At 46.1% G+C, this 22,743-nt stretch carries 17 protein-coding genes and 3 pseudogenes; 7 read left to right on the forward strand and 13 right to left on the reverse strand.

The annotated features are described in order from the left end of the window. Nucleotides 1-23: 23 nt before the first annotated feature. Entirely contained in the window at nt 24-611 is a 588-nt protein-coding gene (locus tag A3712_RS23395; RefSeq protein WP_004737084.1) for a YjaG family protein, read from the reverse strand. 71 nt (nt 612-682) lie between these two features. Between A3712_RS23395 and A3712_RS23400 the strand changes: the two are divergent. Both A3712_RS23400 and A3712_RS23405 read left to right on the forward strand, forming a co-directional pair. Further along, nucleotides 683-1,009: pseudogene (locus tag A3712_RS23400) on the forward strand (D-2-hydroxyacid dehydrogenase); the annotation flags it as partial. Then, a pseudogene (locus A3712_RS23405) lies at nt 997-1,362 on the forward strand (DUF416 family protein); the annotation flags it as partial. The pseudogenes A3712_RS23400 and A3712_RS23405, both read left to right, overlap by 13 nt. Nucleotides 1,363-1,443: 81 nt before the next feature. Here A3712_RS23405 and A3712_RS23410 read toward each other — a convergent pair. Continuing rightward, entirely contained in the window at nt 1,444-2,595 is a 1,152-nt protein-coding gene (locus tag A3712_RS23410; protein ID WP_063525201.1) for a CNNM domain-containing protein, read from the reverse strand. A gap of 270 nt (nt 2,596-2,865) precedes the next feature. Here A3712_RS23410 and hupA point away from each other — a divergent pair, with 270 nt between their 5' ends. Next, nucleotides 2,866-3,138 carry a nucleoid-associated protein HU-alpha gene (hupA, locus tag A3712_RS23415; RefSeq protein ID WP_004729753.1) on the forward strand — a complete coding sequence of 91 codons (273 nt, stop codon included), beginning with the start codon at nt 2,866-2,868 and terminating at the stop codon, nt 3,136-3,138. A gap of 47 nt (nt 3,139-3,185) precedes the next feature. Continuing rightward, nucleotides 3,186-3,890, forward strand: coding sequence for a DUF1481 domain-containing protein (locus tag A3712_RS23420; protein WP_063525202.1), 705 nt, complete (start codon nt 3,186-3,188; stop codon nt 3,888-3,890). A 160-nt stretch (nt 3,891-4,050) separates the two neighbouring features. Here the strand turns inward: A3712_RS23420 and purD are convergent, their stop codons facing one another. Together purD and purH are read right to left on the reverse strand one after the other, a co-directional pair. After that, entirely contained in the window at nt 4,051-5,340 is a 1,290-nt protein-coding gene (purD, locus tag A3712_RS23425) for a phosphoribosylamine--glycine ligase (RefSeq protein ID WP_063525203.1), read from the reverse strand. An 85-nt stretch (nt 5,341-5,425) separates the two neighbouring features. After that, nucleotides 5,426-7,018 carry a bifunctional phosphoribosylaminoimidazolecarboxamide formyltransferase/IMP cyclohydrolase gene (purH, locus tag A3712_RS23430; protein ID WP_063525204.1) on the reverse strand — a complete coding sequence of 531 codons (1,593 nt, stop codon included), beginning with the start codon at nt 7,016-7,018 and terminating at the stop codon, nt 5,426-5,428. 325 nt (nt 7,019-7,343) lie between these two features. Between purH and zntR the strand changes: the two genes are divergently transcribed. Continuing rightward, the gene (gene zntR / locus A3712_RS23435) at nt 7,344-7,775 is read left to right on the forward strand and encodes a Zn(2+)-responsive transcriptional regulator (protein WP_063525205.1); all 432 of its coding nucleotides are present in this window, start codon (nt 7,344-7,346) and stop codon (nt 7,773-7,775) included. A 128-nt stretch (nt 7,776-7,903) separates the two neighbouring features. On the opposite strand, the gene fis is transcribed toward zntR, so the two are convergent. The 9 genes and pseudogenes from fis to A3712_RS23480 form a co-directional block, all read right to left on the reverse strand. Further along, nucleotides 7,904-8,200: a DNA-binding transcriptional regulator Fis gene (gene fis, locus A3712_RS23440; protein ID WP_004729744.1), complete on the reverse strand. Its 297-nt coding sequence runs from the start codon at nt 8,198-8,200 to the stop codon at nt 7,904-7,906. A gap of 23 nt (nt 8,201-8,223) precedes the next feature. Beyond that, entirely contained in the window at nt 8,224-9,192 is a 969-nt protein-coding gene (dusB, locus tag A3712_RS23445; protein ID WP_008219544.1) for a tRNA dihydrouridine synthase DusB, read from the reverse strand. A gap of 139 nt (nt 9,193-9,331) precedes the next feature. After that, nucleotides 9,332-10,219, reverse strand: a complete 888-nt coding sequence (gene prmA / locus A3712_RS23450; protein ID WP_063525206.1) for a 50S ribosomal protein L11 methyltransferase — start codon at nt 10,217-10,219, stop codon at nt 9,332-9,334. 189 nt (nt 10,220-10,408) lie between these two features. Next, nucleotides 10,409-11,752, reverse strand: coding sequence for an acetyl-CoA carboxylase biotin carboxylase subunit (gene accC, locus A3712_RS23455; protein ID WP_063525207.1), 1,344 nt, complete (start codon nt 11,750-11,752; stop codon nt 10,409-10,411). 15 nt (nt 11,753-11,767) lie between these two features. Continuing rightward, entirely contained in the window at nt 11,768-12,235 is a 468-nt protein-coding gene (accB, locus tag A3712_RS23460; RefSeq protein WP_063525208.1) for an acetyl-CoA carboxylase biotin carboxyl carrier protein, read from the reverse strand. 72 nt (nt 12,236-12,307) lie between these two features. Next, on the reverse strand, nt 12,308-12,757 hold the full coding sequence (aroQ, locus tag A3712_RS23465) for a type II 3-dehydroquinate dehydratase (protein ID WP_063525209.1): 450 nt from the start codon (nt 12,755-12,757) through the stop codon (nt 12,308-12,310). Between the two features lie 318 nt (nt 12,758-13,075). Then, nucleotides 13,076-15,025 carry an acetate--CoA ligase gene (acs, locus tag A3712_RS23470; RefSeq protein WP_063525210.1) on the reverse strand — a complete coding sequence of 650 codons (1,950 nt, stop codon included), beginning with the start codon at nt 15,023-15,025 and terminating at the stop codon, nt 13,076-13,078. Between the two features lie 218 nt (nt 15,026-15,243). Further along, complete coding sequence (locus A3712_RS23475) at nt 15,244-15,876, reverse strand: 3'-5' exonuclease (RefSeq protein ID WP_063525249.1); 633 nt, start codon at nt 15,874-15,876, stop codon at nt 15,244-15,246. Nucleotides 15,877-15,887: 11 nt separating this feature from the next. Beyond that, nucleotides 15,888-17,710 (reverse strand): annotated as a pseudogene (locus A3712_RS23480) (DUF294 nucleotidyltransferase-like domain-containing protein). Nucleotides 17,711-17,948: 238 nt separating this feature from the next. Here A3712_RS23480 and A3712_RS23485 point away from each other — a divergent pair. Both A3712_RS23485 and A3712_RS23490 read left to right on the forward strand, forming a co-directional pair. After that, complete coding sequence (locus A3712_RS23485; RefSeq protein ID WP_063525211.1) at nt 17,949-19,130, forward strand: 3-phenylpropionate MFS transporter; 1,182 nt, start codon at nt 17,949-17,951, stop codon at nt 19,128-19,130. A gap of 130 nt (nt 19,131-19,260) precedes the next feature. After that, nucleotides 19,261-22,692 carry a hybrid sensor histidine kinase/response regulator gene (locus A3712_RS23490; protein ID WP_063525250.1) on the forward strand — a complete coding sequence of 1,144 codons (3,432 nt, stop codon included), beginning with the start codon at nt 19,261-19,263 and terminating at the stop codon, nt 22,690-22,692. The last annotated feature ends 51 nt before the right edge of the window (nt 22,693-22,743 follow it).

Raw genomic sequence — 22,743 nt, forward strand, 5'->3', positions numbered from 1 at the left:
TGTACTTTGGTTCGATTACGAACTTATAGAGTAACGCCAATGTTACTTACTGGCTCTTCACGCAGTTCGTGGCGTAAGTCTTTAATCAACTCGATATCACGTTCCGTCGCTTCACGCAGCGGTCGGAAAATGGCCCACTGAACGTCCCATTCTTCACATACCGCTTCGTTTTCTTTCTGATTTTCGTTAGTCACTTCTTCAGCGCCTTGAGCGAACTCAAGCTCAGCAACCGTTTTAACCGACTGTTGGCTTACTTTGATCACAGCTTCAAACATATGCTCGCGGTCAAGCAGACCATGAACAAGCGTTGCCAAACCTTGGCAAGCGTCCATTGCAGGGTAAACACCATAGAAGTCAAAATCGTCTGCGCTAGGGAAAAGTTCTTCAACCTTCTCTAATTGGCGTTCAAAGTTCACCTTCGCCGTTTTAACCGTTAGGATTTCCCAAATACTATCCAAAACATCACGATAGATTCGAGCTTCCGCAAATTCTGTATTCTCACAAAACATGGCATAGTTAGGGTACATACGCTCGCATAGACACGCCATAAAGGTAATTTGTTGCCAAGGTTCTAACTTTTCAAGACGAACCTGCAGTGGATTCTGAAGCATAGTCACTCAATAATTGCAGAAAAAGACAGCGAAAGTGTACTTGATAAACCCTGGGGGGAAAAGGTAAGCCGATGAACAATTTTACTAATAAGCTCTATATTGCTACTGAGCATGACGATACTTACGTACAACTGATTCTAAACCAAGATTTACCCGACCTAGAAATCACTCAAAACCCAGAGTCTGCAGAGCTCGTATTAGCCTCACCTCCCCTCATCGCTGATCGTCTGAATGAATTTACGCAGTTAGATTGGCTACAAAGTACCTACGCTGGTATCAATAAACTCACTCAGCCCAACCTGCGCCATGATTACACCCTAACTAACGTGAAAGGTATCTTCGGGCCAGCGATCGCAGAGTACGTACTAGGTTATACCATTAGTCACTTCAGACACTTTTCCCTAGCGCAGACGATTTTGACTTCTATGGTGTTTACCCTGCAATGGACGCTTGCCAAGGTTTGGCAACGCTTGTTCATGGTCTGCTTGACCGCGAGCATATGTTTGAAGCTGTGATCAAAGTAAGCCAACAGTCGGTTAAAACGGTTGCTGAGCTTGAGTTCGCTCAAGGCGCTGAAGAAGTGACTAACGAAAATCAGAAAGAAAACGAAGCGGTATGTGAAGAATGGGACGTTCAGTGGGCCATTTTCCGACCGCTGCGTGAAGCGACGGAACGTGATATCGAGTTGATTAAAGACTTACGCCACGAACTGCGTGAAGAGCCAGTAAGTAACATTGGCGTTACTCTATAAGTTCGTAATCGAACCAAAGTACATATCAAAACAAAGGCTCCCTTGGGAGCCTTTGTTTTATCTATTGATAACCAATTCAGATTAAGCGTCTTTTTTCTCTTCTTTAGACGGTTGCTCTTTGTCGGTTGCCTTCGAATCTGAAGTGTCGTTATCCGCTTGAGTTTCTTCTTCAAACTCGTCTTCTTCATCGCGGCTCTCAATTACGCCGTGTTTCTCTTTCCATTTTTCCCAGCGTTGGAATGCCAACTCTTGCATGTCGGTCGTTTTATCCGCTTCATCAACAATCTCTTCACCTACTAGGTGCTCAAAGATGTCTTCTAGGGTAATGATGCCCTGAATTGTGCCGTATTCATCAACAACAAGAGATAGCTGAAGGCGTTGAGCCATCATCTGATCGAACGCTTTTGGTAATGGCAGATTATTCAGTAACACGTGAATAGGGCGCATTACGTCACCCAGTGGCTTTTCGCCACAACCCGCTTGTTGCAGCTTAAACAGCTCTAAGCGGTGTACAAAACCGATGATATTGTCGCTTTGCTCGCTGTAAACCAGCGGGCGTGAGAATGGCGTGTCTTTATGGTCAGCAAGGAACTGATTGATGCTCATTTCAGCATCGACACGGAACACAACAGGTCGTGGTGTCATTACTTGAGTCACAGGCACATCTTGAATACCTAATAGGTTGCTTAGGATTTTCGATTCACCTTCTGCAAACTCACCACTCTCTTTTGCCAAAATCGCCATTGCAGATAGCTCGTCACGCATTTTTGGAGCTTCGTGGCCACGAGCCAATCGCTTAGTGATTTGCTCTGAGAACCACACAAACGGAGTTAGGAAGAACACCATCCAACGAAGTACGCTCGCCGATGCTGGCGCAAGTTGACGCCAGTAAGTTGCCCCAATTGTTTTTGGAACGATTTCAGACAGTACTAAGATACCTAGAGTCAGTACGGCTGAGAATACACCTAACCATTGGCTACCAAAAACTACCGCCGCTTGTGCACCTGCGGTCGCAGCACCAATTGTGTGCGCGATGGTGTTAAGCGTTAAAATTGACGCTAGTGGGCGGTCGATGTCTGTTTTCAGTTTGTCTAACGACTCTGCTGCAGGATGCCCATTTTGTTTTAGTTGAGCGATGTAGCTCGGACTAATACTCAAAAGTACAGCTTCCAAAACAGAACAAATGAAAGAAACTCCAATGGCGATGGAGACGTAAATAGTTAGCAGCAGCATGTTTGCCCTTAAATTAAATTGTACGCTTTATCAGCGATTCAGCGTGGATTATAGAGAAAAAGTAGTGGCTAGGTCATCATTAATTTTGCGCTCAGCCCCTTTTAAATAAGGGCTTGCTTAATAAAATCAGTAACAAATTGTGAGTTATTACTCATATTATGGCTAAAACTACGGCATTAGAGTCAAAGATCGGCGACAAACCTTTGCCAGATGGGGCATTTATGTTTTAGAGTGAATTGAATTCAAAAATACAAAGAAGGGAAACCTAAAATGAACAAGACTCAATTAATCGACTTTATTGCTGAAAAAGCGGACCTTTCTAAAGCACAAGCTAAAGCTGCTCTAGAAGCGACTCTTGGTGGTGTAACAGATGCTCTTAAAGATGGCGATCAAGTTCAGCTAATTGGTTTTGGTACTTTTAAAGTAAACCACCGTGCAGCTCGCACTGGTCGTAACCCAAAAACTGGTGATGAGATCCAAATCGCTGCTGCAAACGTTCCAGCATTTGTTGCAGGTAAAGCGCTGAAAGATTCAGTGAAATAATCTAAACTGTACCGAGGTAGTCGTATTCCACCTCGGTACAGGTTTTTATGAAAAAAGCATTTCTTCTCGTTTCACTATTATCTACATTTCTCATTGGCTGTTCTTCAACAAGCCCTCGCAAAAACCTAGAACAATTTGAAACTTACACCGGCGGCCAAGTTATGGGCGACGCGACAAGTTTTTACTGGGTGACCAACAAGCTCACGCAACCTCATACATCAGCAGATTACGTTACCGTCGGTGATTACGGTTGGTATCAAACTGATTACGCCTGGTCGGAAGGTGTGCTTCGCGAATTTATCCGTGAAGGCGAGCAGCGCAACGCATCGAATGAACTGGCTCCATATCGCGTTCATGTACGTTTCAACAAATCAGGCGAAGCTGTATACCAGCAGTTCCGCATTGCTGGCAAAATTCTACCTATCCGATCTTCACAGTTAGAGAGCTATAAGAAAGAAGCCTCACAGGTCTTAGAGACCACGGCTAAGCAGAATGACGAAGGATTCAAATTGGTCCAAGGCTATTGGAACGGTCAGTCTTTTGAAACTTGCTCGGGGAAAGAGTTTTCAAGCATCGATATCAACCAAGCTTTACCCAACTTTGTGATTAACCGTTTGGCATCAGTGGAAAGCTATGCGGCCTTTCTTGGCAGTGATTCACTAGGAAAAATCACTGTAGAGGAGCTATTGATGTTGGCGGAACAAAGCCATGATTGTGTTGTAAGACCATCACTGCTGAAGAGTAGCGAATAGAACATTAAAAGTATTTGGCCTACTGTAGGCTAAATACTTATTAGTCTGTACATTTGTACGTAGGATAATAAAAAAGGCGCCCATTAAGGCGCCTTTTTCTATTCTTGGCTTGCTGTCATTTACCTACTGTTATTGGAAAGTAAGCGAGTGACAACAGTGGTTACTGCTCTTGCTCGCGCGCAATCGCACGGTAACCAATGTCATTGCGATGGAACATACCATTCCAGCTCACTTGCTTAGTTAGCGCGTAAGCACGCTCCTGAGCTTCAGAGACCGTGTTCCCTAGTGCTGTAGCACAAAGTACACGACCACCGTTTGTCACAACATCGCCAGCTTCGTTATTTGCAGTACCAGCGTGGAAAATCTTTTGACCTTCAACTTCGCTTGTTGGCAGTGAAATTACGTCACCTTTTGCGTAGTCAGCAGGGTAGCCGCCAGCCGCAAGAACAACACCGATAGAAGCACGTGGATCCCACTTAGATTCTGCTTCGTCCAGCTTCTCGTCGATAGCCATTAGGCAAAGTTCAACAAGGTCTGACTCCATACGCATCATGATAGGTTGAGTTTCTGGATCGCCGAAGCGGCAGTTGTATTCAATAACTTTCGGAGTGCCGTCAGCGTCGATCATTAGGCCAGCGTATAGGAAACCAGTGTAAGGTGCGCCTTCTGCGTCCATGCCGCGTACCGTTGGGTAGATCACTTCTTCAAGGATACGGTTATGGATTTCTGGTGTTACCACTGGAGCTGGAGAGTAAGCACCCATGCCGCCTGTGTTAGGGCCAGTGTCTTTGTCGCCAACACGTTTGTGGTCTTGGCTGGTGGCCATAGGCAGAACGCTAGAGCCGTCAACCATCACGATGAAGCTTGCTTCTTCGCCTTCAAGGAACTCTTCGATAACTACGCGGCTGCCAGCTTCGCCAAATGCGTTGCCTGCTAGCATGTCTTTGATTGCGTCTTCCGCTTCTTCCAGAGTCATCGCAACGATAACGCCTTTACCAGCTGCAAGGCCGTCAGCTTTAACTACGATTGGTGCTCCTTGTTCACGAACGTAAGCGATAGCTGGCTCAATTTCAGTGAAGTTCGCGTAAGAACCAGTTGGGATATCGTGCCGAGCTAGGAAGTCTTTAGTGAATGCTTTAGAGCCTTCTAGCTGTGCTGCTGCTTGAGTTGGACCAAAGATAGGCAGACCCACTTCGCGGAAGGCGTCAACCACACCAATAACGAGTGGTGCTTCTGGACCAACGATAGTCAGTTCGATTTTTTTCTCTTGAGCAAACGCTACTAAACCAGCGATATCTTCAACGCCGATGTTTACGTTTTCTAGTTTTGGCTCAAGTGCAGTACCTGCGTTACCCGGAGTAACGAATACTGTTTCAACGTTTGGGTTTTGCGCTGCTTTCCAACCCAAAGCATGTTCTCTACCGCCAGCACCAATAATTAATACATTCATGTTTCAATCCTTAAGTCTTTAATTCTTAAAAGCCCCTCAAAGTTGAGAGGCTCGATAATTACTAATCGTTTCGATAAACAGGAAATTAGTGGCGGAAGTGACGCATGCCAGTAAAGATCATCGCCATGCCGTGCTCGTCTGCTGCAGCGATAACTTCGTCATCACGCATAGAGCCACCCGGTTGGATAACGCACTTGATGCCCGCTTCTGCAGCCGCGTCGATACCGTCACGAAATGGGAAGAATGCATCTGATGCCATTACACAACCTTCAACCTGTAGGCCTTCGTCTGCAGCTTTGATGCCTGCGATTTTCGCAGAGTAAACGCGGCTCATTTGGCCAGCGCCTACGCCGATAGTCATGTCACCTTTCGAGTAAACGATAGCGTTAGATTTCACGTACTTCGCTACTTTCCAGCAGAATAGGGCATCTTTTAGCTCTTCAGCGGTTGGTTGGCGCTTAGAAACGACTTTAAGGTCATCTTGAGACACCATGCCTTGGTCGCGGTCTTGAACCAGTAGGCCGCCGTTAACGCGCTTCACGTCAAAGCCAGTTGTCTTAGTTGTCCACTCACCACACTCAAGTAGGCGAAGGTTTTTCTTAGCAGCTACGATTTCTACTGCTTCAGCAGAAACAGAAGGAGCAATGATAACTTCAACGAATTGGCGCTCAGTGATAGCCGTTGCTGTTGCAGCGTCTAGTTCACGGTTGAATGCGATGATGCCACCAAATGCAGACGTTGGGTCTGTTTTGAACGCACGGTCGTAAGCTTCTAGGATATCTTCACCTAGTGCTACACCACATGGGTTAGCGTGCTTAACGATCACACATGCTGGCTCGTCGAACTCTTTCACACACTCAAGTGCTGCGTCAGTGTCGGCGATGTTGTTGTAAGAAAGCGCTTTGCCTTGGATTTGGCGAGCACTAGAAACTGATGCTTCTTCAGGGTTTGCTTCAACGTAGAATGCTGCTGCTTGGTGGCTGTTCTCACCGTAGCGCATGTCTTGTTTTTTCTCGAACTGTTGGTTGAACGTGCGAGGGAATTTAGACTCTTCATCACCTTCCTTGTTCTCACCGTAAGATGGAACCATAGTACCGAAGTAGTTAGCGATCATGCCGTCGTAAGAGGCTGTATGCTCGAATGCTGCGATAGCTAGGTCGAAGCGAGTCTCTAGTGTTAGAGATTTCTCGTTCGCGTCCATTTCAGCGATAACACGGTCGTAGTTGTGAGCGTTAACAACGATAGTTACGTCTTTGTGATTTTTCGCTGCAGAGCGAACCATTGTTGGACCACCGATATCGATGTTCTCAACTGCGTCAGCAAGCGTACAGCCTTCTTTAGCAACGGTTTCTGCGAATGGGTATAGGTTTACAACAACCATATCGATAGGGTTGATACCGTGAGTTTCCATCACGTCATCGTCTTGGCCGCGACGGCCTAGAACACCACCATGAACTTTTGGATGCAGAGTCTTAACACGGCCGTCCATCATTTCTGGGAAACCAGTGTAGTCAGATACTTCTGTAACAGAGATGCCTTTTTCAGCAAGCAGGCGAGCAGTGCCACCGGTAGATAGGATATCTACACCACGGTTAGCAAGAGCTTGTGCAAATTCAACGATACCAGTTTTGTCTGATACGCTGATTAGAGCGCGGCGAATTGGACGAGCGTTATTCATGCTTCCATCTTCCTCAAATTCATGGGGTTAAAATAAAGATATTTGCCAAAAAAGAACTTGTTTCTATCTTCTCAACGTGGATTATTCTAGATTCCAGTAAGAGATAAAATATTGGCCAGTTTTGGGAAAGACCTTTGAGGCTAGTCTTACGATTAAGCTATAAGATAACCAACTCCAAATTTGATGGCGCAGATTCTAACTAATTTATTACAAAAAAGCTCGCGCAATCGTTTGGCATCTCAAAAATAATTATGAAAAGTGCCATTTCAGCCTAAAAAGTAACGATAAGGTTAATTGTGAAATGGATGAAGGAATAGGGAAAAACATGTTTCAGATCGGTGAATTAGCGAAACGATGCGGTGTGACAGCCGATACCTTACGCTTTTATGAAAAAAATAATTTGATTGCTCCAGCGAGCCGCAGTGAATCGGGTTATCGCCTATATGATGAAAATAACCAAAAACAGGTGACCTTTATTCTCAAATCTAAAGAGTTGGGGCTGAGTTTAGATGAGATTAAAGAATTGCTCGAGATTCGCTTGGAAGCGACGCAACATAGCTGTGCGGAGGTGAAGTCCATCACCACCGCCAAGCTGGAGATGATTGATGAGAAGATTACTGAGTTAACTAAGATCCGTACAGCACTTAAAAAGATTAACGATGCGTGTTGTGGCCATATAGATGACAACGCTAGCCATTGTTCGATTCTGGCTGCACTAGATTCTGAAAATGTTGAAAAAGGGCGCTGCTGCAGCTAACAGGCCGCTCCGGTTAATGTGGAGCCTTATCACTCCCAACTTCTCTCTTCCTCAATCTACAAGCCCAAAAAAAAGCCAAACTCAATGAATGAGCCTGGCTTTCAATTCAATTAATTACGAAAGAACGATTAGTTCATGCCGTATTTTTTAAGTTTCTTGCGAAGAGTACCGCGGTTGATACCCATCATAGTTGCTGCGCGAGTTTGGTTACCGCGAGTGTACTGCATGATGGTGTCTAGTAGTGGCTGTTCAACTTCAGCTAATACTAGTTCGTATAACTCGCTGACTTCTTGACCGTTTAATTGAGCAAGGTAGTTTTTCAATGATGCTTTCACTGAATCACGTAGTGGTTTCTGCGTGATTTGGTCTTGTGATGTTACTGTAGTCACTGTCAATGCTTCTGAAGTCAGATTTTGTTCGAACATATTCGGTCTAGCTCTTCTCGTAATTATGGTGCAACGTTATCAAAATAACCTTCTAACGCCTCAAGCTGCAGATCACCTGCTTCGAGTGCGTTGAAGGTACGGCGAAACTCACTCGCTTGTTCATGTTCTTTTAGGTACCAACCCACATGCTTACGAGCGATGCGAGGGCCTAAAAACTCTCCATAAAATTCATGTAGAGCGTGAACATGGCCAAGCATGATGTCTTTCACTTCCGAAACCGGGAGTGGGTCCATCGTGGTGCCGTTTTCCAAATAGTGTAGGATTTCGTTAAAAATCCATGGACGACCTTGGGCTGGACGACCAATCATTAAAGCGTCAGCGCCGGTGTACTCCAGCACAAACTTAGCTTTTTCCGGGCTATCGATATCACCGTTAGCAATAACCGGAATAGATACAGCTTGTTTCGCCGCTTTAATGTGTTTGTATTCTGCCTCACCTTTGTACATACAAGCGCGAGTTCTCCCGTGTAGGGCAAGTGCCTGTATGCCGCAGTCTTCGGCTATTTTAGCGATTTGGACACAGTTTCTGTTATCTGTATCCCAGCCTGTACGAGTCTTTAACGTTACTGGAACGTCGACTGCGTTTACTACAGCTTTCAAGATCTCTTCAATGAGGTCTGGATACTGAAGTAGGGCAGAGCCCGCAAGCTTCTTATTCACTTTTTTTGCTGGACAACCCATATTGATATCGATGATTTGCGCACCGTTATCGACATTGAATTGCGCAGCCTCGGCCATAAGCTGTGGATCTGCACCAGCGATTTGTACTGAACGAATACCCGATTCGCCTTCATGTACCATACGCTGCTGAGATTTCGACGTTTTCCAAACCTTTGGATTGGAGGACATCATTTCACTGACTGCCATCCCCGCACCGTAGCGAAGACACAACTCACGGAATGGTCTATCCGTTACGCCAGCCATTGGAGCGACGATTAGATTGTTCTTAAGTTGATAATTTCCGATTTTCAAAACGTCATCACAGTTCTGTACCAGCAAGGGCGCGCATTTTACGCATTTTTTTGCCGCGTGAAAAGACTAATATTTGAGCATTTACAATTTGTTTTTGTAATTTGCATAAAATTCAATCAATTAGCGCCCAAAGTATTGTCTAGCCTTGCTTGCGACCAGAGATTCGACACCACTCTTGCTGCTCGATAATCGGATCAATGTGAAGCTCATCACGATAATAAGTCGCCACATCTTCAGCTTGTGTATCTAAAACACCCGACATCGCAAGCACACCATTTGGCTTAACTAAGCCTTTAATGATGCCTGAAAGATCGCGCAGTGGACCGGCAAGAATGTTGGCAACAACAACGTCTGCTAGTAAACCTTCAGGCTGATCTTGTGGCAAGAACACCTCAAGTTGCTCAGCAACGCCATTGCGTTCTGCGTTGTCTTTTGATGCAAGTAGTGCTTGAGGATCAATATCGATCCCGATAACTTTCGCTGCGCCTAGTTTGATCGCTGCGATCGCTAGGATGCCTGAGCCACAACCGAAGTCGATGACGGTTTTGCCTGTCAGATCTAATCCTTCAAGCCACTCAAGACACAATGCCGTTGTTGGGTGAGTACCAGTACCGAATGCAAGGCCAGGGTCTAGCATTACGTTTACCGCGTCAGGTTCAGGGATATCGCGCCAGCTTGGACAGATCCATAAACGCTCACCAAACTTCATTGGGTGGAAGTTGTCCATCCATTCTCGTTCCCAATCCTTGTCTTCAATTTGCTCGACTTTATGAGCAAAGTCTGCAGGGAACATGTTGCTTGCTTTAATCTGCGCTAGAACGACACCTGTATCAATCTCAGCGTCGTAAAGCGCAAGAATGTCAGTGTCACCCCAAAGGCGAGTTTCACCCGGCAGAGGCTCAAATACAGGGGTATCTTGTGCATCCAGGAAAGTTACAGAAAGAGCACCAGTCTCTTCCATTAACATGTCGCCGATTTGTTCGGCATTTTCATTGGTAGCATTAAGCTTGATTTGAATCCAAGGCATGGCTGAATCTTCTATATGAGAAAAAATGGATGGCGAGTCTAGCAGAAAATATGAGCAAATTCACCAAAACCCCAAGGAATATAATGGGGAATATTGATTGCGTTTTTTGGACGCTTAAAAACAAAAAATGCCCACCAAAGTGAGCATTTTATTTTGTTCATTTAAGAACAAATTACACGAGACTAGTTTCTATTGAAGACCAAGTTTCTTCTCAAGGTAGTGGATGTTTGCACCACCGTGTTGGAAGTTCTCGTCGTTCATGATCGACTCTTGTAGAGAGATGTTTACTTTGATGCCTTCTACAATCATCTCACCTAGTGCGTTCTTCATACGAGAAATCGCAACATCACGGTTCTCACCGTAAGTGATTAGCTTACCGATCATTGAATCGTAGTGTGGTGGAACTGTGTAACCCGTGTAGATGTGAGAGTCCCAACGAACGCCCATACCACCAGGAGCGTGGAAGCGCTCAATCTTACCTGGTGAAGGCAGGAACTTCTCTGGATCTTCCGCGTTGATACGACATTCGATCGCGTGGCCTTTGATTTTGATATCGTCTTGCGTGAAAGATAGAGGTTGACCTGCTGCAACACGCAGTTGCTCTTTGATTAGGTCAACGCCAGTTACCATCTCTGTTACTGGGTGCTCTACTTGAATACGAGTGTTCATTTCGATGAAGTAGAATTCGCCATTTTCGTATAGGAATTCAAATGTACCTGCACCGCGGTAGCCGATTTCTAGACATGCACGAGTACAACGTTCACCGATGTATTTACGCATCTCTTCAGTGATACCTGGAGCTGGCGCTTCTTCAACAACTTTCTGGTGGCGACGCTGCATTGAACAGTCACGCTCACCAAGGTGGATAGCACCGCCTTGACCGTCAGCAATTACTTGTACCTCAACGTGACGTGGGTTTTCTAGGAATTTCTCCATGTAAACCATGTCGTTGTTGAAACATGCTTTTGCTTCAGCACGTGTCATTGCGATTGCTTCTGTTAGTTCACCCTCAGTGCGAACAACACGCATACCACGACCACCGCCGCCACCAGACGCCTTGATGATCACTGGGTAGCCAATGCGCTTAGCATGTGCTTTGTTTGCTGCTTCGTCGTCGTTCAGTGGGCCGTCAGAACCAGGTACACAAGGTACGCCTGCTTTTTTCATTGCCGTGATAGCTGAAACTTTGTCACCCATGATGCGGATAGTTTCTGCTTTAGGACCTACGAAAATGAAACCGCTTTGTTCAACCTGTTCAGCGAAGTCTGCGTTTTCAGATAGGAAGCCGTAACCAGGGTGGATAGCAACAGCGCCTGTAACTTCAGCTGCACTGATGATACGAGGGATGTTTAGGTAGCTATCGATACCACGAGCAGGACCGATACAAATGGTTTCGTCTGCTAGCAGTACGTGCTTAAGGTCACGGTCAGCTGTTGAGTGAACAGCAACCGTTTTAATGCCTAGCTCTTTACATGCTCGCAGAATACGTAGTGCAATCTCACCACGGTTCGCGATTACTAATTTATCTAACATAATGAGGCTTCTCTATTATTCGATAATTACTAGAGCTTGATCGAACTCAACTGGTTGGCCGTCTTCAACAAGGATTGCAGTTACAACACCAGACTTATCAGCTTCGATTTGGTTCATCATCTTCATTGCTTCAACGATACATAGTGTGTCGCCAGCGTTAACTTGTTGACCAACTTTTACGAATGGTTTTGCGTCTGGGCTTGGTGCGCCGTAGAACGTACCAACCATTGGAGAAAGAACTTGGTGGCCAGTTACTGCTGCTGGAGCTTCAGCTGCTTCTGGAGCTGCCGCTGGAACCGGAGCTGCTGCAGGAGCTGGTGCCGCTGCTGGAGCCGGAGCTGCTGCGTATTGAATTGGTGCTGCTACAGGTGCAGTGCCGTTGCGGCTGATGCGTACTGACTCTTCACCTTCAGAGATTTCTAGTTCTGCGATACCAGACTCTTCAACCAATTCGATCAGCTTTTTGATTTTGCGAATATCCATCGTTTCTTTCTCTTTTGTTAATTAACCATGCTCTATGACTAGAGCTGGTGTCTATTAGTTCGGTTATGTTCGTTATTTTGACTGCAACTTGTGAATCGCAGCAGTCAAAGCAAATTGGTAGCCTTGTGCGCCTAAACCACAGATTACCCCTTCTGCTTTATCTGAGAGGTAAGAGTGGTGCCTAAAAGGTTCACGTGCGTGAACATTCGATAGGTGCACTTCAATAAATGGGATCGCTACGCCAAGTAGTGCATCACGCAACGCTACACTGGTATGTGTAAAGGCCGCTGGGTTGATGATAATGAAATCAATATCTTGATATGCACTATGGATAGCTTCGATCAGTTCATACTCACGATTTGACTGTAAGTGAGATAGCTCAACATCTTGTGTTTTCGCTTGCTCTGTTAGTGAGCTAATAATCTGGTCAAGTGTTTGAGAGCCGTAGTGTGCCGGTTCTCTTAGGCCTAACAAGTTAAGGTTTGGGCCATTTAAAACTAGAATACGAAACTTTGTAGACATCGTGGGGCTATCTTCCTTTATCGTGATTACGACCGTGAATGTTGCCATTTTATTGAAAATTTGGGGTTAATTTCCAGTGAGAAAAACCCAAATTTAAAAATTAGAACCAGATTATAGCTAATTCAGCGCAAATCGCAGCAATTTACTGGTCTAATCTCCTATTGATAGCAAGTGAAATTGTTACCAACTTAACAAAAAAGCGTTATTGCCATAACCACACTGTGGATATTTGAGAGCAAGATCAGCCATAAAAAACCGCCACATAGGTGGCGGTTTGGAAGCAATCTGTTTTAAACAGTGATTCTGGTGTGATAGCTGTTATGCCAATTCAGCTTTCTCGGCAATCAGCTTATCAACCACACTTGGGTCAGCTAGCGTTGAAGTATCACCAAGGTTGCCGGTATCGCCCGTTGCTATCTTACGTAGGATACGGCGCATGATCTTACCTGAACGTGTTTTCGGTAATGAGTCGGTCCAGTGCAGTACGTCTGGTGTCGCAATAGGGCCGATTTCTTTACGCACCCAGTCTTTCACTTCTTTATGAAGCTCTGCGGTTGGGAACTCGCCATCATTGAGCGTGATGTAAGCGTAAATCGCTTGGCCTTTGATGTCGTGAGGAATACCGACAATCGCAGCCTCTGCAATCTTGTCGAATGCAACGAGTGCCGACTCAATCTCAGCAGTACCCATACGGTGACCAGATACGTTCAGTACGTCATCAACACGACCAGTAATCCAGTAGTAGCCGTCTTCATCACGACGAGCACCATCACTGGTGAAGTACATGCCTTTGAAGGTAGAGAAGTATGTTTGCTCGAAACGGTCATGGTCGCCATGAACGGTACGCATTTGACCCGGCCACGAGTCTAGAATGACTAGATTGCCGTCGGTTGCGCCTTCAATGATGTTACCCATGTTATCTACTAGCGCAGGTTGTACACCAAAGAATGGACGAGTCGCTGAGCCCGGTTTTAGGTCGGTAGCGCCCGGTAGTGGGGCAATTAGGATACCGCCCGTTTCGGTTTGCCACCATGTATCAACAATTGGAGATTGCTCGTTACCAATCGTTTTGTAATACCACTCCCACGCTTCTGGGTTAATCGGTTCGCCTACCGAGCCCATGATTCTTAAGCTGTCACGAGAGGTGCCTTCAACCGCTTCATTGCCTTTTGCCATCAGTGCACGAATAGCCGTTGGTGCAGTGTAAAGAATGTTGACTTGGTGCTTATCAACCACTTCACTCATGCGGCTTGTATTCGGGTAGTTTGGTACACCTTCAAACAGGATTGTCTTAGCGCCGTTAGCCAGTGGCCCGTAAACCAGGTATGTGTGGCCAGTAATCCAACCCACATCAGCAGTACACCAGAAGGTTTCGCCTTCTTGGTAATCAAATACGTATTTAAAGGTCATCGTTGCGTAAACAAGGTAACCACCGGTAGTGTGCATTACACCTTTTGGTTTGCCTGTTGAGCCTGATGTATAAAGGATGAATAGTGGGTCTTCCGCATTCATCTCTTCTGGTGGGCAGTCTGCTGATACGTTTGCCGTCGCCTCATGCCACCAAATATCACGGTGCTCATGCCATGCAACATCACCGCCAGTACGCTCAAGCACCATCACTTTTTCGATGGTTTTCACTTCTGGGTTAGTCAGTGCTTCGTCGACGTTTTTCTTAAGAGGGACAGCTCGGCCGCCACGAACGCCTTCATCGGCTGTAATCACTACTTTAGCATTCGAATCGATAATACGACCGGACAGTGCTTCTGGTGAGAAACCACCGAATACTACGGTGTGAACCGCACCAATACGAGTACACGCCAACATAGCAACCGCAGCCTCAGGAACCATTGGCATGTATAAACAAACCACATCGCCTTTACTTACGCCTTGCTCTTTTAGAGCGTTAGAGAATAGGCACACTTCTTTGTGCAGTTCATTAAAAGTGAGTGTTTTATCATTAGCAGGGTCGTCGCCTTCCCAGATGATTGCGACTTCATCACCGTGCTCAGCAAGGTGGCGGTCAATACAGTTCGCCGACACATTCAATGTGCCATCTTCAAACCAGCGAATATCGATGTGGCCTGGGTCGAAAGAAGTATTTTTTACTTTTGTGAATGGCTTAATCCAATCCACAATTTTTCCGTGCTCCCCCCAAAAGCCTTCTGGGTCAGAAACAGATTGTTGGTACATGGCTAGGTAAGTGTCATTATCCGCGTGTGTGGTTGATTTAATATTTTCTTTTACCGGATAAACGTGGGCTTCACTCATTGCATCTCTCCTTGTGCCTACATTCCTAATGAACTGGCAACTTCCTTTGTGTTCAGTTTCTAGGTCTATTACAGAACCGTCTTTGTGTTATCACTCTCGGTTAGGACGGCGATTTCCACAATTAGACTTTAGGATGAGACGTCGCTTTTCACTTATAAAATAGCGAGTTAAGTTCATTTTTGAGATGTTGCTCTCTATGTCGAGATGCAGGGGTTGAATTAGGTGTATGAAGAGTTGAAATGGGGTAGATCGCCATGTTTCAGACGAACAAAGATCAGCGCAGCAGAGGTAGCGTCTTGTAATGCATCATGTTTATTGACTGGAATTGGTAAGTCGAGCTGGCGACAAATCGCATCCATACTGAGGTCGAAATAAGCATTCGGCAGCTGTCTTGCCAATTTATCTTGATAGAGCAGGCTCACTTCGACTAACCGGTTAGGCAGCGGGAATCCGAGTTGTTTCAAGCAGGCGCGGTCGAGAATCTTTTTGTCATAGCGAATGTGATAGCCGACTAAAGGACGATTTCCAATGAAGTAGAGTAATTCAATTAGGGCCTGTTTCTCTTCGATGCCATGTTTTAAATCTTGATGGCGAATACGGTGAATTTTGATTGAATTACAGTCGAGGGATTGAGGGGCTCGTAGCCGTACTTCGAAGGGCTTACTGGTGATGATGCGGTTGCCGATGATCTTGGTCGCGGCGATGGTGACTAATTCAGCATGATTAGGGTCGAGGCTGGTGGTTTCACAATCGAGTGATACATACTCTTGATGAACAGGCGCAGTAAACAGAGGCTGGTAGGGAGAGCCTTTGAGCTTGTAATACCAATAATAGCGAGCCAGTCTATTCATCGTTAAAGTGCCTAATCTCTTATCTGATAGTGGTATCCAAGCCATTGTTTGAACTTCTTAACCACATGCAGGCTATGACGAAGCAGATCTCTATCTGCTCTCTCCATCAGTTTGACGTCTATTTCGTTACTGCTGTGCTGTTGTGACAGGCGTTGTGCTAAGCGCCACTTAAAGAAGTGTTTGAAAGCTTCACTGAGGTTATCTGCGGTGCTTTGCTCCAACACTTTCTTGTTCACCAGTTGTTCAATGCGTTCGAAGGTATTATTGGCCGTCACGCCGTGTTCAAGGCTCAGTGCTCTTACACCGTGGACGATTGGGAAAATACCGCCTTGTTTGATGTCTAGTCCCGACTTGGACTGTTTCACGTTGCCAAATAGAGTGAGGGGCACTGAGAAGTTCAATGTAGGACGGCAGAATTCGGTCAGAATCAGCTCTTGCCCGAGCATTAAATCACTCAAGTGCTGCTTAACAGGGAGCAGCAGGTCTCTATTGCTTGCAACAGCATGTGCATCCGCCATAATGGCAATATCCATCACCGTATCTGGTGTTGCCTTTTTTACCCAACTCGTCAGAGTCTGTTTCCACTCTTGTTCAGAGTGAACCCACTCCGGGTTGTTGACCATTACGTTGCCAGGACACAGTGGATAACCTAATTGTTGCAACGTATGAGTGAGATCATTCATCGTATTTTGACATTGGTGCCACTCTAGTCCGTCTTGAATGATCAACGCATTGTCTTGATCGGTTTTGAGTATCTGTTCTCCGCGTCCCTCTGAACCCAGAACGATGAGACAGCAATGGCTGTGTAGCGCAGGGGGAATAACCAGCTCAAATGCCTTTTCAATAATCTGTTCATTGACGGCAGAAATCAGCTCCATGATGAAACGTGTGCGAATACCATTATTGAGCAGGCTTTCGACCAGTTGACGTTGCTTGTTGGAAGCCATCGCCAATTCTTCAATGCTGGTGGCTCGAGCGATACGCAAAGTAAGAACATGTGAGTGGAGAACGCACTGAGTATTTGTGTCATATCTACCATGCCGACCGCATTGAGCCCATCACACACCATTAGCCTTTTTACACGATTCCTTGTCATGTTAATCATGGCGTTAAACAAGAAGTCACCATGATTAACATGCAAAACAGGGAAGGTTGCTATCTCGCCGACAGGTGTATCGCGCGGACGATCATCGAGCATCACCGCGTGTAATAAATTGGTCCGTGTGACGATTCCATACGGGAAGGAGCATGATGTTCCAAAAGCTTTTGGTTCATCATGTTCCAGATGAACCAAGGCCGAGTCTAAGCCTTGCTGTTTAAGGATTTTAGTCACTTGATTGATAGGCTGATCGGGTTCAAGTATCAGTGGTGGGTGATAAATCGAATCATCGACTTTGGTCAGTATGAACTCGGCAAGATTCTGCTGTTGCTGAGCGGCTTCAACCAATGCTTTTCGGGTCGAGAGGTTGCTATCAAAGTAAGCGGCGAATTGGCCGTTAGCGTGGTATAGCTCAAGAAAAACGTCGCTTGGTAATAGATAACTTAGTGTGTCTTCCAGTGCGATATATTGATGTTTGGTGTGAGGCTCAAACTGACTGCGCACATCGAAGATATCGTCATTGGCATAGTGTGCATAGATCTCTCCATCGCTGCTGGAACGCTCTTCAACAGCACCTTTAATCAGAATATGCAGGTGTCGACTCGGGCGGTCTGCTTCCAATATCACTTCGTGTGCTCGGTAGTAAACCACGTCCAAAGCCGATCGCAGCGTTAACTGTTCAGCCTCAGACAAGCTATTGAAGGGCGGGTGCTGCATATTAAATTTATCAGGCATAAGCAATGGCAAAGAAATAGGAATCTCTTTTCAGTCTGACCAATTACTCGCGAAGCTCCAGACGACTTTAGTCTAAGTGAGAGAGTGGCGATTTGGGGAGCTTAGATATCTTGCTGAAATGCGATATCTGAACTAATTGAATATGGGAATACTATCCCCGCAATAATTCCCTTTTTCATCTTTTGTGACCTAGGCATAATTGGCGCTCCCTTGTTCCACACACTTTTATAGGTCGCCTATGTTTAATCCCTCCCCTTATGGCTGGATATCCCAGTATTTTCTTGGTTTCTTTTTTGCCTATGGCGTTTATTTGCCATTTTGGGCGCTGTGGTTTGAAGACCAAGGCGTGTCTGCAGGGGACATTGGCGTATTGATTGGGGTAGGCTTGGCTACGCGTTGTGTTGCTAACTTTGTCATAACACCACGTATCTATAAAGTTGAGCATTTAATGCCAGCATTGCGTTGCCTCAGTTTTGTCGCGCTATTATTCGTTGGTTTCCATTTCTTTACTGGTGGTAGCTTTTTATTGATGCTGCTAGCAACGGTGATGTTCAACCTCTGCTATGGACCGATTATTCCGCTTTCTGATGCAATGGCGAACCATTACAGCCGTCTCAAAATACTCGATTATGGACGTACACGTTTGTGGGGATCAGTGGCATTTATTGCGGGTTCTACCGTGGTTGGTTATCTGGTGGCTGAATTTGGCACGGATATGATTTTGTATACTGCACTGGCAGGGGTGTTGGTTTCTCTGTTGCTCGCGATGAGAAACCCAAACGTGATGCCGGTGACAGAGTCTGAGCAAGTTGCTGAAAGACCTAAACTTGGCCAACTGTTACGTGAATCATCGGTAGTGAAGTTTCTTACATTGATGGCACTGCTTCAAGGAAGCCACGCCGCGTATTACAGCTTTAGTGCGATTTACTGGAAAGAGGCGGGGCACTCTGAGGCGATCATCGGTTATCTGTGGAGCTTGGCTGTGGTTGCTGAGGTGGCAGTATTTGCTCTGAGCAAGCGATTGTTTGCTGGATTATCATTGCGCACTCTGTTTGTGATTGCTGGCATCGGAGTAATGGCTCGTTGGGGTATTACGGCATCAACGACTGCGATTCCAGTATTGATACTGGCCCAGCTGCTGCACGGGGTGACATTTGCGATGGCACATATCGCTGCGATTCAATACATTCAGTCTCAAGAGTCGAACAAAATGGTGGCACTGCAGGCACTTTATAATGCGATACCACTTGGTGCCTTTATCGCGTTAATGACGACCTTAAGTGGTTGGGGTTACGAACTGTGGGGCGCGAATATCTTCTGGGGAATGGCTGCGATGGGTGCCATTGCCCTGTTTATCAAGCTTGATGAAAGAAGCTCTGTGGTTGAAGTTAATCAACCTGAGTCAGAAGTTCATAGCTGATAATCAATCGTGATTATTAGAGTCTAAAGCACAGAATTTAAGCGATGCGATTGAGTTAATGATTCATCCTTAGTTAAATGAAACCTCTCCCTTATGGAGAGGTTTTTTATGGATGAAGAAAGGGTTTTCAATGCAAGGATGGGTAGTAATTCCAGTCTCTTTAGCCTACTTGGGCGTGTTATTTCTGATCGCTTGGTATGGAGACAGGCAGGTTCGTTGGCTATCGCGTTGGCGACCGTGGATCTATAGCCTTTCTATTGCGGTGTATTGTACCTCGTGGACCTTCTATGGAACGGTGGGTCAGGCGAGTAATAACCCTTGGTCTTTCTTACCCATCTATCTTGCACCGATTCTGGTCTTCACTCTTGGGTGGCGGATCTTAGCGCGATTGATTCTGATAGCAAAACGGGAACACATTACCTCAATTGCCGACTTCATCGCGGCTCGTTATGGCAAATCTCAAGGTTTAGCAGTAGCGGTGACGGTTATCGCTGTGATCGGTATTTTGCCTTATATCGCGTTGCAACTGCGTGGTATCACCATGGGGCTGGATATTGTTGCTCCAAGTCTGGCTCAAGATTTCGGCTATCAGGATTACCATGTTTCCTGGTTTGTGGTTGGTGCGCTAGCTATTTTTACCATGTTGTTTGGTACAAGGCACATCGATAACACGGAGCATCACCGTGGCATGATGATGGCGGTGGCGTTTGAGTCGATCGTTAAGCTGGCGGCATTTTTGATTGTTGGTTTGTTTATCATGTATTTGGCGATGAGCAGCGACAAGATTGACCTGCTCGACGTGGCGGCGAGCACTTATGAATCGCCGAATATTCCGACCTTAATTATCCATACTGTTTTGACCATGTTGGCGATTGTCTGTCTACCGCGCCAGTTTCATACCATGGTTGTTGAGAATGAACGCCCTCAAGATCTGCATACCGCTCGCTGGTTATTTCCGCTTTATCTGATTTTGATGGGGCTGTTTGTTCTGCCAATTGCATGGGCGGGGCAAGGGCTGCTTCCAAGCATGCCTGCAGATACGTATGTGATTAGCCTGCCGATGGCTGAAGGTGCCAATAACATTGCCTTGCTTGCGTTCCTTGGCGGTACATCAGCGGCCAGTGGTATGGTGATCGTATCGACCATCGCGTTGGCGATCATGGTGTCGAACGATCTAGTGATGCCGCTATTGCTGCGCCGAATGCGCCTCACCCAAAGGACTCACCGCCACTTCTCTGGGTTACTATTGGTGATTCGTCGTGGGCTTATTTTACTGCTTCTCCTTGGTGCTTGGTTGTTCTATCAGGCGCTCGATACCATACATTCTTTATCCGCTATCGGCTTCCTTTCGTTTGCTGCGATTGCTCAATTTGCACCGGCTCTGATCGGTGGTCTGTACTGGCGTCCTGGTAATCGCAGGGGGGTTTATGTCGGTTTAATGGTCGGCTCGGTGATTTGGCTAATTACTTTGATGAGTCAAACCAGTATGTTGGCTGGCGACAGTCAAAGTAACTTGCTGCTGTGGATCATCACACCACCAGAGTTACTCAATAGTTGGGATATTAGCAGTTCAAACTGGGGGATAGTGCTGAGTATTGTGCTCAATACTTTGTGTTATGCCGTGGTTTCTATTTCGACTAGAGCAAGCCTAAGTGAGCGCTTACAATCGGCGGCATTCGTTGGTACGCCGCTGCCTGAAAATGAGAACATTAGCCTTTATCAAAGTCGTGTAACCGTGGCTGAATTAGAGATGTTGGCGTCGCGCTTTGTCGGTCGCAAGCGAGCGAAAAGTGCTATCCAAAGTTACTGGCAGCAGCAAGGTCAGCCATTACTTCCTAATCAGCAAGCGCCTGCAAGCTTGATTCGACATGCTGAGCGCGTGTTGGCGGGTGTGTTTGGTGCTTCATCTGCGAAGTTAGTACTTACTTCTGCTTTGCAGGGCAGAAATATGCAGCTTGAAGAAGTGGCGACCATCGTTGATGAAGCCTCGGAGTTGTACGATTTTAGCCGTGGTTTACTGCAAGGGGCGATTGAGCACATTGGTCAAGGAATTGCAGTGGTGGACAAACAGATGAGGCTGGTGGCGTGGAATCAGCGTTATTTGGAACTGTTTGAATTCCCTGCTGGCTTGATACAAGTGGGCAGGCCGATCTCCGATGTGATTCGTCATAATGCGCAGCAAGGTTTGTGTGGTCCGGGTGACCCGGAAGATCACGTGCGTCGCCGTGTTTATCACTTGGAACAAGGTACACGACATACCTCTTCTCGTATTCGTCCTGATGGTCGAGTGATTGAGGTGCAAGGTAACCCAATGCCAAGCGGCGGCTTTGTGATGAGCTTTACTGATATCACGGTATTTAGACAAGCAGAGCAGGCGTTAAAAGACGCGAATGAAAGCTTGGAATCAAGAGTACACGAACGAACTCAAGAGCTCGAAAAGCTGAACCATCGTTTGGTTAAAGCAACACAGATATCTGATCAGGAATCACAATCTAAGAGTCGTTTCTTAGCGGCGGTGAGCCACGATTTGATGCAGCCATTGAATGCGGCTCGGCTGTTTGCTTCGTCACTTTCTGAGGTGGCAAAAGAGCAAGAGGTGAAGCAGCTTTCGTCCCACATTGAAAGTGCATTGGGTGCGGCCGAGGACTTGATTGGCGACTTGCTGGATATCTCACGATTAGAGTCTGGCAAACTGGAGACCAACATTCACGCCATTGCGGTGCACGATGTACTTGCTAACTTGAATGCGGAATTTAGTGCCTTAGCGACGCAGCAAAAAATTGATTTCAAGATGATCCCATCATCTCTGTTTATTCACTCTGACCCTAAATTGCTGAGACGAGTGATTCAGAACTTTTTGACTAATGCCTTCCGCTATAACCCAGAAGGGAAAGTTGTGCTCGGAGCAAGACGAGTCAATGGGCAGGTTCGAATCGATGTGTGGGATAACGGAACCGGTATTGATGAAGACAAGCAACAAGAGATCTTCGAAGAGTTCACTCGTGGTAGCCAAGTGCGTTCTGATCAAGGCTTAGGGCTGGGTCTCGCGATTTCTAAAGGTATTGCTCATGTGCTTGGTCATCAAATATCGATGCGTTCATGGACGGGACGAGGCAGTGTCTTTTCTATTACTTTAGCAAGAGCGGAACAAGTGGCTCCGGTTGTGCAAGTTGCTTTGCCAGTGGCGAGCAGTGATATCGAGCATCTTAAAATCTTGTGTGTTGATAATGAACGAGAGATTTTGGTCGGGATGGAGAACCTGATTGGTCGCTGGGGTTGTGAGGTCAAGATGGCAGTTGATTTGGTCGAAAGCTTGAAGTGCCTAGATGATGACTGGAAACCCGATGTGATCTTTTCTGATTACCGTCTGGATAATGGCAGAACAGGCCTTGAGGTGTTGCAACAATGCCGTTTGCGCCTTGGTGACTCTTTTGAAGGAGTTATCATCAGTGCCGATAGAACCGATGAGATGTTGGCAGCGATAAAAGCCAATAGTTTTAGCTTTATTGCCAAGCCTGTGAAGCCGCTAAAACTCAGAGCGGTATTGAATCGCGTGAGTTAATTTAATTAACTATTTTCTATTAACTATTAGATCCCTAAAAAGGCCTCAGAT

This window comes from Vibrio sp. HI00D65 (assembly GCF_001635455.1).
Lineage (GTDB): Bacteria > Pseudomonadota > Gammaproteobacteria > Enterobacterales > Vibrionaceae > Vibrio.